The organism is Herpetosiphonaceae bacterium (assembly GCA_036374795.1).
Classification (GTDB): domain Bacteria; phylum Chloroflexota; class Chloroflexia; order Chloroflexales; family Kallotenuaceae; genus LB3-1.
The window spans coordinates 1-11,663 of sequence record DASUTC010000034.1; the positions used below are offsets into that span (position 1 = coordinate 1).

An 11,663-nucleotide genomic window follows, 5' to 3' on the forward strand; every position below is an offset into this window, starting at 1 on the left:
GCACGCCGACGGGACACACGCCAGACCACTAACGGAAGATCAGGATCGGGTCAGCCACGGACATGATTGGGCACCTTTGCCGACAATGGATCTGTGCAGTATTGATGAGAATCATTGAGCACTTGCGGGCGACACTTGACACGGGGCGTCACGAGATCGATCGGCTGATGCCGCTGCACCTCGGGCGTGTGCAGGATGGTCGCGCCAGTCACGAGATAGCGGCGGGGCTCCGGCCCGTCCTCGAAGCTGCCGCCCTCCAGCGTGAGCTGCACCGGCTGCGCCGGGTCGGTCACATCATAGAGCGCCTGGTCGTTGGCAATCCCGTGCAGCTCGTAGCGCCAGCTTCCCGGCTCCCCCTGGAACGTCGCGCCCTGGCCCTCAACCTCCAAGGCCACTGGACGTGTCCACTGCACCTGGTCAATCTCGATGCCGTTCGCTGCGGCTCCGGCGAGCAGCATAACCTCAACGCTCGGCGCGTCGGTGTCGAGCGTGACCGTCTGCCTCCAGTCGCCCGTGCCTATCCACTCCACGCTGGCCGTCGCCGCCCCTGCCAGCAGCTCAAGTCGGTGCGGGCCGGTCGTGTAGGCGCTGCCGGTGAGGGTGATCGTCACGGGACCGGCAGCGCGTGGCAGGGTGGCTGTGAGCGGGATACTGATCGGCCCTCCTGCCTGCTCCGGGCCGCTGCGCAGCTCAGCCGCAAACCAGTGATCGCCGTCCGGTCCGGGCAACGTCGAGTCGTAGATCGCGCGCGGCTGCCACCTTCCCGACTCCTGCGCCGTCGTCCGCAGCGGGGCGCTGCCTGCGCCTGCCGCCCTGACCGCCATGCGGCGGCCTGGCTGGTCCTCGACGGTCAGCCAGTAGGTGCTGGCCGCATTCCAGCGATCGCCGACCTCTGGGGCGTAGAAGCGCAGCTCGTCGTCGGCATCAAGTCGCCCGTCCGCCGCGCCGATGAGCTGGATCGCGACGTCCTGGCCCGCATGCGCGAGGTGCAGCCGCGCCGGATCGAGTGAGGTGCCGCTTGGGATGTTGCGTGTGAGTGCCGCGCCGCTGATGTGCTGCATCCCGGCCTCGCGGACAAGGACCCGGAGCGCTGGGCGGCTTGCGGCGGGGTTGGTTGGGGCTGTGCTGGCGCTGGGCCACCACGTCGTGCTGGCCTGCATCGTGTCGCCCACGCGCTGCGCACCGGGGATCGTCGCTTCGAGGTGGGTGAGCTGGCAGAGCCTACCTTCGTGCTCGAAGATCGACACGACGGCGAAGACGGCCAGGCGCTGGCCGCGGCTCATGCCCTCGCGGAGCCGGGTGATCGGCGTGGTTGGGATCGCCCGTTTGCTGGGCACGGTGAGATCCGGGCGCGCCTGCCCGTTGGCCTGGGGGATGGGGCGGGTGCTCGGCCTGAGCTGACCGGCCCACGGGCGACAGTCCAGGGTGGAGATGAGCGGGTGGGCTGGTGTGGTGTGCGCAAGGTGTACAACAACGAGCTGGGCCGGGATCTCGGTGCCGCCGATTTCGATGGTGGGCCAGGTAGCTTGGTCTGTACCGGCGACGGTAATACGGACGCCGGTCGCGGCCTCCCGGATCTGGAGCTGCGGCGCGACCGGCTGGGCGGTGATCGTAGCGTTGGGGCTGCTCAAGACAAGGGCAGCGATGAATAAGAAAAAGAGTGTGATATGCTGCATAGTTGCGTGGAGAAGCTAAGATTATCGGTACAAAACAAGTGCGACATATAAGAGAGGTAGATGGACAGACCAAATCTATGTTTGACTACTAAGGTTAGAAGCACCTGCTGATGAATCAGGGTTTTTTTTCACCTTCTCTGCTTGATTGAAGAAATTGTTGGCTTTCTCCTGATCACCTAACACTTGGTACACCCGCCCGATCTGGTGCAATGTCCGAGCTAAGTCGGCTGGCTGACCGTGCGCTTCCTTGAGCACCCGCGCCTGCGCGTAGTAGTCCAATGCCTCCGCCCACTGCTCCTGTTCCTGGTACACCCGCCCGATCTCGTGCAATGTCGCAGCTAAGTCGGCTGGCTGACCGTGCGCTTCCTCCAACACCCGCGCCTGCGCGTAGTAGTCCAATGCCTCCGCCCACTGCTCCTGTGCCGCGTACACCCGCCCGATCTCGTGCAACGTCACCGCTAAGGCGGCTGGCTGACCGTGCGCTTCCTCCAACACCCGCGCCTGCGCGTAGTAGTCCAATGCCTCCGCCCACTGCTCCTGTGCCGCGTACACCACCCCGATCTCATGCCAGAGCAATCCCCGAACACGTTGCATTGCCGTATCATGATATGGTGCTACCACTGCAAGTGCTTCCTGAGTCCACTGTTCGGCTTGCCCCCAGTTGCCACGCAGATTCGTTCTATTTGCCATATGAGCTAACGTTTCCGCGATCGCAAGCGGACTCCCCGCTCGTTCTGCGAGTGAGCGTGCCCGATCAAACGTTGCAAACGCCAGATCGTCAGGGACATAGCTCCACATTGCAGCAGCGACCTTCAGCCAGGCATCGTGGGCCGTTAACCACGTACCGTGCTGTTCCGCATAGTGCGTTGCATCCCGTGCGTGCCCCTCTAAGACACTGATGTGCGCCCACTGATCCCAGAGGTGGCGCTGCATTCGGGCCAATGACTCCCGCCCAATCTGCTCCCATAATCCGATGATCACCATTGCTCGCTGCCAGACATAGCGGCCATAGGTCGCTTCTAACGCGGTAGCGAGCGCTACCACCATTTCCTGACGTGCCTCCACTGACCATCCTTCGTGAAAGAGATGCCACCAGATCGGCAGCCTGAATCGGTAGCAGTATAACCACTGGGTCCCTGTCTCGGTCGGGACACCGACCACATCACCCGGCTCATGGATCAGCATCCCAGCCTGTACCAGGGCATCGAATATTTCCTCAAGTTCATCGTCATACGAGAAGCCGCACGCCTTCGCCACAGCCATCCCCGTAAAGGTTCGGCCTTCGAGGGCAGCAATCCCTAAGATATAGTCGAGCGCCGTCCGGGGATCTTCCTCCTCGTTGAGGAGGACCGCCAGCATGTCCAGTACATCGGGGTAGGCATCCAGCAGCGTATCTCGCACTGCTTCCACATGCTGGGCACTCCGCGCACCATACGGGGTAAACCGCCACGGTTCGACAAATCCATCCCCTGTCAGGATCGGCGTTCGTTCCCCTCCGCGCGTTGCCTTGTGCGCGCTGTTCCGCCAGTCCCGCCACAGCGCTTGTACCATCAGCGGCCATCCCCCGGAAAGCACATGCAACTGATCGATGACCGCATCATCAACTGGCTGATGAATATAGTGCGCCACATCTGTCTTACTGACCGGCCCTAGATGCCAATTCTGGACAATCCCTGCCTCCACCAGCGAGCGCACGCTCCATTGCAACGTGGTGGCTTGGTACTCCTGAAGCAGCATAAGTGAGCGGGGCGACTCCATGCTGATAAGGAGCAGTACCGGCCACCGATCATAGATGAACTGCGCCAACTCGATGACGACCTCCACCCACTGACGATCGAGATCTGGGGCATCGACGCCCGTAATATGGAGCGCAAAGGGGGCTGCCCCCGCTGCATCGGCCACAAGGGGGAGAAGATCAAGCGGTGTGATTGATGCACTCAGGCGGGCTGTTCGTGCCTGCCGTTGTGCCTCTGGCAGCAGACTCGTGAGGACGGCCACGATCGTCCCGATCGGAAACGGCAGGCGCTGCGCAATGTCCCCCAAGAACGCCCGGCGTGCTACATCGCCCTGTGCCTCCCAGCGGAGGAGTGCCTGTGTGTCTTCCGGTGGTGGTGTTTGATAGAGCTTGCCTGCGGGAGCGGCGATCTCGTAACTCCGGGGCAGCTTATATAGACTTTCCCACAAGGCAAAGCGCGCAAGGGCCGCCCTGCCACTTCCCAGCGGCCCGGTAATAACAATGGTTCGCCCTCGTCGGTTGGGTATGTCCTCTCTGAGCATCTGCTCCAGCATGCGCTGCTCCGGCACCCGCCCGATGAGTCGCTGAAGCTGCCACTGCTGACGGAGCACCACGGAAGGCGGCTGCGCCATCGCCTATTCCTTTCTGCACCAGCGATTGAAGCTCTGGAATACCTGGGAGTAACGTGTAGTATAGGACGAGCAGGGAGATCTGAGAAGATGCTCCGTGCTCGCGCACCGCTCGGCGGTCTAAACCGGCAAATCGTCCGTCTCCTTGTCGGTCGGTGTCATGGTCTGCATCCGGGTTCGTGGCGTCACCCCCGGCACGAATCCTGATCGCTTGGTCGCTGGCCCTGGCTGGGCCGGTGGTGGCACGCGCTGCTCTGCTTCACCCTCCGATGCAGACACCTCCTGGCGGCGATCCAGAAAGATGATGTCCTGGGCGACCACCTCGGTCCAGTACGGCTTCTGGCCGGTGGCCTGATCCTCCCACGACCGCGTTTGCAACCGCCCCTCCACATAGAGGCGCGATCCTTTCCGTAGATAGTCCTGGGCTACCTCCGCAAGCTTGTTCCAGCACGTAATGTTCGTCCACTCGGTGTCTTCCCACAGGTTGCCCGCGCTGTCCTTGTCCATCCGTCCCGTCGCGACGCGAAAGGTGACGATCAACGATCCCTGCGATGTGTACTTGGCTTCTGGTTCCGCCCCACGCGACCGAGTAACTGGACTTTGTTGAGATCATTACTCATGATGGTGTTCTCCCTTGCTCATGTAGGCTATCACCATAGCCCGTCCGACGGCCAGCACCGTGTCTTGGGCTGGCACCGACAACATGAACGAACTGCTGCGGGCATACTCCGCCTCGGACGCCGGGCTTGTCCCGTGCGGCTGGTGCGGAGCGCCTGCGTACCACGCGGAAGCGGGGCGCGTGGCACGGCTGAGGCGCTATCGAGATCCGCACGAGCTGCGGGGTCTGTACCACCTCCGAGATCAGGATAACCCTTGACACCTCAAAGCGCCGATGCCGGGCCTCCCCCTCTGCCAGGGTGAAGGCGAACCGCCGGAACCCCAAGCGAACGCACGTGAGTGCAGCCGGGGGCGCTGGGCGACGGCGGCAACGAGCCTGCGGACAACGCAGGCGCAGTAGCCCAAAGTCCGCGCCGCCCGCGTGGGAGAGGGGGAGGCCCGGCGCAGCCGGTGCCACGCGCCCGCCGTCGGGCGCATCCCGCCGCCACGGGTCCGAGGCCGAACAAGCGAGCGAGGCGTTAGCCTCCTGCCCCGATGGGCAGTCACCGGTTCGGGCCGAGCTGCCCTCGGCGGCGGGATACGTCGTAACACCTGATCCTGCGCGCCCCCTGGAACAACCCCTGGAATATGGGGGTAGAAGTCTTTTCCACCCGTTTTTCCAGGGGATCTTCCACCCCCTGCGCCCTCACTTGAGCAACACATGCGGCACCGCCTCCACCTGCATCCGGGTAAAGGGTCGTCCCCCAACACTGCCCGTGCTCGGCGTGGCCGCGCCGATCCGCAACCAGGCGTGTCCAATCGACAGTGGGTGCAGATCGTCGAGGCGTGTAAAGAGATACCGTCCACCCGGCTTCGCGTTGATCTGTGCCGTCGCCTGCATGAGCTGCTGCCGCTGCGTCTCACTCGTGGTGGCCGTCAGCAGCGTAAACGCCTCGACGCCGTAGCGCGCCTTCAGCTCCGGGCTGCGCACATACGCCTCGTACGCCATGATCTTCTCCCGCTAGGTGGACACATGCCGCCCGCGATCGATCTCCACGAAGAACAGATACCGCGTCCCCTGGTTCACGATGGAGAACGCGCCGTCGGGGAGGACCGGCAATCGCTGCTGCGTGACCGCGCCATTCGCCTGTGTGACACGAACCAGCAGCCGATCATAGTTGCTCTGCGACAGCGCGTGGTCTGATTGCCAGCCGGTCACGCGCAGACCCATGGCCTCGACTTTCGTCCGCATCGCGGCGTAGAAGGTGCCGATACTGACACTGTGCGCCAGCGTATGGACGGAGCGGGTCCGGAGCCGATCCGCGCGGATAGCCGGTGCCGTGATCCCAGCAGCCTCGGCGAGCCAGGCCGCGCCATCGGGAGCCAACGCATACACATCCGGCTCCCGTCCAAAGCCCGCGCTGGCGTGGGTCACGGACCGCTTGATGCGCAGCACCAGCTTGGCCGCATGCATGCGCTTCATCCGGTCGTAGAGCGAGCGACTGGGAATATAGGGCTGCCGGGTGCGATAGGCCGCTTCCCAGTGACCACGCCGGGCTGGAAGATGCAGCCATTCCAGCGCCGCGATCGTGAGGAAGCGCGCTTCGGCCAGACTCTGCAAGATCGCCCGATCCCGGTCGGTCATCTGTAAGGCGCGCATCATGGCTCCCTCCTGGGGTGGATCGGTGCGTGTGAAAGAGAGCGAAACTCCATCGTGTTAAGGTCCTCCAAGCTCAATCTGCACCGGCACGGCTCGCCCGCAGCTCGCGTAGAGCGCCTGGGCGATCTGCGCCTGGTAGCACTGGGTCAATGTTTCGCGGGCAAAGATATTCGGCACCCCAACTACGGCCCGCTCGGTGGTGAGGTCCACGAGGGCCGCGTCCTGAAACCATGTCACAAACTCACTGGCGGGCAGCGCCTGCCGTAAGCGATCGAGCACCTGCTGCCAGGTTTCCGTCAGCGTGCTGGGGGGTGCTCCGCCGTCCTGGGATGCGCTCGGCGCTGGCACAGGCTGGGCGTCCGGTGGTGCGTCCTCCTGGGCCGCACTCCACCCCTGGATCAGGTAGGCTAGCTCGCCGGAGAGGTATGTCTGGCCGTCGGCTGGAGGCTGTGGCCGCTGCTTCCGGCGCCGGGTGTGCTTGCCGCTGAGGAGCTGCGCGCCGAAGTCCCGGCTGACCAGCCACGCAAACAGCTTGGGCCGGTCCACGACGTTGCGCTGGTGGTTCAGGTACGTGCTCACCGCGCGCAGCTCGTCGAGCGACTTCTGGGACAGCATGGGCGCGAGGAAGAAATCGGCTACGCCCTCCCGTTCGAGGAGCTGCGTCACCTCCCGATCTGCGCCCGCGCCCGCAGCGCTGGAGGACTCACCACCACCAAAACTTAAGTGATCAGTTTTAAGGTTAAGTCGGCGCAGATTTGCGCCGAACGTGGGCGCAGATTCGGGCACAAAAGAAACGCCCGCGTCGTGCGCGGTCTGCACCTCCGGCTGTGGGGCTGCTGGTGCGGAGACAGAATTGACGTGTGCGGTTGCTGAATCGTGCTGTGCGGTCACTGGGTCTACCTCGTCCGTGTCGTCTGTGTCGTCGGCCTCGACCAGGGCAGGCCGATCGTAGGTGGTGATGAAGGTCAGCGAGGTCGTGGCAAAGCGGCGCTGACGGCGGATCAACCCGGCCTGGACCAGCTTCGCCATCCAGCGCTTGATCGTCGCCACGTCCACGCCGAACTCCTCGGCCAGATACGCCTCGCCGACCCAGGCGTACTGGTTGGCTCCCACGCAGCGCACGAGGGACTCGTAGAGGTGGAGCAGCTGGACCTTGATCCGCCGCTCGTGGAGCGCGCGGCGTCCGGCCTCGTAGGCCCGGTGCTGGCGGGCCTGGAACGCGGCAAGCGTCTCATTCGGATCGTAGGCGAGAGCTGATCGATCGGGTTTCATGGTGGTCTGCATCGGGTCCTCCTTACTGGCACGTGCTGGTGAGTCGTCGCGTCGCGTGCGCCGGGATCGGGCTGTCCGGGTGCCTGAGTATTGGAGGTCCCGTTGTTCTGCTGCACGTGTCGGAGGGGAGCAGTGGCCGCGCCCGGTGGGCGTGGTTCCATGGAACGGCAGGGCGGACTATCCTGACCCGGATCTGGGCCGATTTCAGGATGCAACAACCCTGCCGCTGCGCCGGACGCGGCGCGCGGGTGGTTTTGGACATAAAAATCCCCCAGGCCGCTCGCTGGAGGTGATCAGGGGATTGACAGAATGAGTCAGACTGCTATACTGAAGGTGCCAGCCTCTGCATAGCACTGCAGACGAATCTGTCGCTTCCCTGAGTTCGGAAGGGTTTTCCTCCAACCTCCAGGCGGGCGGCATTTCGTTTTAATTCGGTTGTCATATCGATCGCTCGATATGGAGAGGTGCTGATGACAATCGCTTACATCGCGGTTCCTTCTGGGTGCTCGTGCTACCGGTCACGCAGGGCGTCTGCTGCCCACAGACGCATGACGATCCGATCACGCTCCCTGCTGATCCATACCTGGATCAAGCTTAAGAAAATATAGTGCAATGATCAAGAGCTAATGGTGCAATTTAAGCGCAAGTTTCAGAATCTTAAGTGCAAATTCGGCTTTCTCGGTGCAATTCCGTGTCGTTAAGTGCAAAGCCTGGTAGACGCGGTCAGAGTCCCTGCCCGCACGTCACGCGCGAACGCCTCCACGGGTCGCCCCGAACCGGAACGGCGGGGTATGCACTATGGTGGTCCTGTGAGCTTCGTTTCTCGAAAAATGAGGCGCTTAAGTGCAACGATCGGGCTGTGTGAGGGCCGCCGACCGGGGTTTTTTGCACTAATCTACCGTCCATAGTGCAAAATAGCGCAAAATAGCGCAACGGGCGCTGCGTTGAACGTCAGCGGGGAGCAGGTTTCGCTGGTGCCCGATCGCCGGGGATCGCGGCATGCAGACACCTGGAGGACGGCTCTGGGATAAGATGCGCACCCCACGCACAGATAGTGCCGCTCGCCGTCCGGGTGATGACCGATCGCCTACGTCCGCGGCAGGATGTAGGTCGTCGCGCGGCCCTTGCCGACCCGCTGGAGCACCCCGCGCTCGACGAGGCGCTTGAGATCGTACTGCACCGAGCGCTCGCTGCGCGCAGCCAGGGCGTCGATGATGTCCTGGGTCGTGGCCGAGCGGCGCGCCCGCACCACGGCGACGATCTGGTATTCCGCGTCCGTCAGGCTGGACAGCTGCTCGGCGTCCAGCCCGATCGGCTGGTGGCCCTCGATGCCGATCACAAAGGTTGCGCCCGACTCGCGCATCGTCGGCAGCGGCAGGTTCTGCGCCTGAAGGATATTGAAGACGGTATCGAGCCCCTGTCCATAGGCTTCGACATAGCCGCTCTGGTAGAGCAGCTGGGCCAGAAGCGGGTTGCGGGCGAACTGCATGTCCAGAATATTCTCCGGCGTGACGCTGGACGGCAGTGAGCCGGGGCTGGCCCACTCGATCCGGTTTTGAAACATCGCGATGCGGATCGACGAGGCCATGATCGTGTAATCACGGTGCGCGACGGCGTTCACCGTCAGCTCACGCAGCGCGGTGGGCGGATACTGCGGCTGCTCGACGCGCTGCGGCCCGCCGTCGAGCGCATACCCGCGCTCGACATGGTCGTTCAGATAGGTGACAACCCGATCGATCTGCTGCCGCACGCTGCCGCTGTACTCGTCGATATGCTGGACCTCGTTGGCATTGATCTCCTGGCCGCGGTAGCGCGCGAGCTTGATCGTGGCGTAGGGCAGGTGGCGCTGCGGCTGCTTGCCGAAGAACAGAATCCCGGCGACCGTCGGGATGACCGCCGACTCGATCTCGACGACGGCACGCTGCTCGATCAGAAAGTCAATCGGATCGATCGCCTCGCCGCGGTAGCGCCCCTGGGTGCGGGCATAGTCGAGGTGCTGCGCGACCGCCTGGAGATCAAGATCATCCAGCGTCGTCGTCACCACCGGCGTTTGATCGAAGGTAATGCTGCCAAACAGCGCCGTCATCGGTGCTCACTCCTCCACATGCTCGGTGTCGTGCTTCAGATCAGGCGCTCATGGCCGGGCGGGCCGGGCCGATCGTAGATGCGCTCGGCTCTAACGACCCGTCTGTGCCTCCGTCGTCGTCGGTATCCGCATCGCTGTCCGCATCGCGCAGCTGGTCAAGCTGGAGTCGCCCCTTCAGCTCGGTGACGCGATCGAGCGCGGTTTTATACTTGCCGCCGATCTGCCTGGCGATCGTGGTCGGCGGCACGCCGTTGCTGAGCGCCAGCGTGATCAGGGCGTCGATGCGCTGCTCGGCCTGGCGGTGTTTGGCGTCGGCATCATCGAGCCGCTTGAGCAGGCGCGGGAGATCAACGGGCGGCTCGGCAGGCGTCGGCGGCTCCGGCACTGCGGGCTTATCTGGACCTGCATCCTGCGATACCGCCGTTGGGGCTGCGCTGGCTTCGCCCAGGCCCACAATCGCTTCGAGCGACGGGCTGGGAAGCGCGCGCTCGCGGCCCGGCATCCGCCCCAGGCGGGCGGCCAGCTCCACCTCGTCGATCAGCGGCACGCGCACCGTGGCAGCCATCCCGCCGGTGACGATCGTAAAGACCCCTTTGCCGAGCGGCGGTCCCGGAAGCTGCGACGGCGGCACCGCGCCGCGCGCCGCGATCTGGCGCGTGCTCATCCCGGTGTTGGGCTCGTCCTGGCTGTCATCCGGCTGGAACGCCGCGAGATACAGCCCGATCTGCGAGCGCCAGCCGGTGCCGTGGTTGCTCATATTCTGCGTGGCGACGATATAGCGCAGGCCAAAGGCGCGACCGGCGGCAAGCTCGGAGTTGAGCCAGCGGCGCAGATCAGCGTTTCCGGCTGCGTCGGCGAGCAGCGACAGCTCGGAGATATACACCACCAGCAGCGGGAGATCGCCGCCGCGGTACTGCTCCCACTTCTTGACGCCCGCCGCTTCGAGGATCGTGCGGCGGCGCTTGCGCTCGGCGGTCAGCGCCTCCATCAGGGGCTTCAGCTCTTCCGGGTCGGACGCGACCCCCCAGGTGTGGGCCTTGCCCTTCCAGTCGGCAAAGTCGAGGCCCTTGCCGTCGAGGATACACATCTGCACCTCGCTGGGGTTGTGCAGCGCGGCAAGCGCGAGCAGGATCATGCGTACGGCGTTGTCTTTGCCCATATCGCTCTGGCCGGTCACGCCGATATGGTTGATGTCGTCGACCAGCGCGCCGCAGGAGAGCACGGCGCGTCCCTCCTGGGTGACGCTCCAGCCCAGGGGGATGCGGTAGCGGGCGGTGGGCAGCAGACGCAGCAGCTCGGCAAGCGTTGGCGTCAGCGCAGGCGGGTGCGCCATCGCCGCGCCCGCACCGGGAAGCCGACGCGCCGGGCCTGCGGGTGGCCGGGGATCGACAGGACGATCCGCGCTCGTGTGCCCGCTCCGCCCCGCGTGTGGCGCGGCACCCTCGGAACGCTGCCGCCAGGTCTGGAATGCCTGCCACTCGCGGTAGAGCCGAGGCAGCTTGAACGATTGGGCCAGCGTGTACATGCCGCCCATGCCTGCCAGGAGTTGCACGATGATGCCTGCTTCGCTCATGCGTCCCCTCGCTCGGCGCGTGGCCGTCTGCCACGCTGCATCATCACCGGTGTCCAGAGCGCCTGCAGCTCGGCGAGCACCCGGCGCCCGATCTTCTCCGGGCTGATCGCGATCACCGTACCCAGCATCGCCGCCCCGACGACGCTCCATCCGACGCTCAGGCCAAGCACGCCCGCGACCCACCCGGTCAGCCCCGCAGCGGTTGTGTACACGTCTGGCGTGAGCACCGCCCCAAAGACCAGCCAGCGATAGCCGCCGCTGGGCGTCACCTGCGCCCCGCGCGGCGTCCAGGGCCAGTTCCAGCGCGGCAGCAAAAACGCCTCGATGACCGTCATGATCAGCGGCACGGAGCGCGTCATCCAGTATAGCATGAGCGGCGCGGGTGTCATGCCGAAGGTGGCGAGCAGCACGCCGAGCTTCGCCTGCGCGCCCCAG

General features: G+C 64.6%; 8 protein-coding genes and 1 pseudogene. All 9 read right to left on the reverse strand.

The window, feature by feature from the left end:
• Positions 1-50 precede the first annotated feature (50 nt).
• Positions 51-1,676 carry a hypothetical protein gene (locus tag VFZ66_01820; protein ID HEX6287893.1) on the reverse strand — a complete coding sequence of 542 codons (1,626 nt, stop codon included), beginning with the start codon at positions 1,674-1,676 and terminating at the stop codon, positions 51-53.
• A 75-nt stretch (positions 1,677-1,751) separates the two neighbouring features.
• On the reverse strand, positions 1,752-3,965 hold the full coding sequence (locus tag VFZ66_01825; protein HEX6287894.1) for a tetratricopeptide repeat protein: 2,214 nt from the start codon (positions 3,963-3,965) through the stop codon (positions 1,752-1,754).
• A gap of 195 nt (positions 3,966-4,160) precedes the next feature.
• A pseudogene (ssb, locus tag VFZ66_01830) lies at positions 4,161-4,607 on the reverse strand (single-stranded DNA-binding protein).
• 736 nt (positions 4,608-5,343) lie between these two features.
• Entirely contained in the window at positions 5,344-5,646 is a 303-nt protein-coding gene (locus VFZ66_01835; GenBank protein ID HEX6287895.1) for a hypothetical protein, read from the reverse strand.
• A 12-nt stretch (positions 5,647-5,658) separates the two neighbouring features.
• A complete protein-coding gene (locus VFZ66_01840) occupies positions 5,659-6,300 on the reverse strand; it encodes a replication-relaxation family protein (GenBank protein HEX6287896.1) in 642 nt (213 codons plus the stop codon).
• Between the two features lie 54 nt (positions 6,301-6,354).
• On the reverse strand, positions 6,355-7,581 hold the full coding sequence (locus tag VFZ66_01845; GenBank protein ID HEX6287897.1) for a DnaA N-terminal domain-containing protein: 1,227 nt from the start codon (positions 7,579-7,581) through the stop codon (positions 6,355-6,357).
• Between the two features lie 1,075 nt (positions 7,582-8,656).
• Positions 8,657-9,655: an ATP-binding protein gene (locus tag VFZ66_01850; GenBank protein HEX6287898.1), complete on the reverse strand. Its 999-nt coding sequence runs from the start codon at positions 9,653-9,655 to the stop codon at positions 8,657-8,659.
• 40 nt (positions 9,656-9,695) lie between these two features.
• Positions 9,696-11,228 carry an FtsK/SpoIIIE domain-containing protein gene (locus VFZ66_01855; protein ID HEX6287899.1) on the reverse strand — a complete coding sequence of 511 codons (1,533 nt, stop codon included), beginning with the start codon at positions 11,226-11,228 and terminating at the stop codon, positions 9,696-9,698.
• The coding region (locus VFZ66_01860; GenBank protein HEX6287900.1) for a hypothetical protein at positions 11,225-11,663 on the reverse strand (439 nt) is incomplete at its 5' end. The genes VFZ66_01860 and VFZ66_01855, both read right to left, overlap by 4 nt.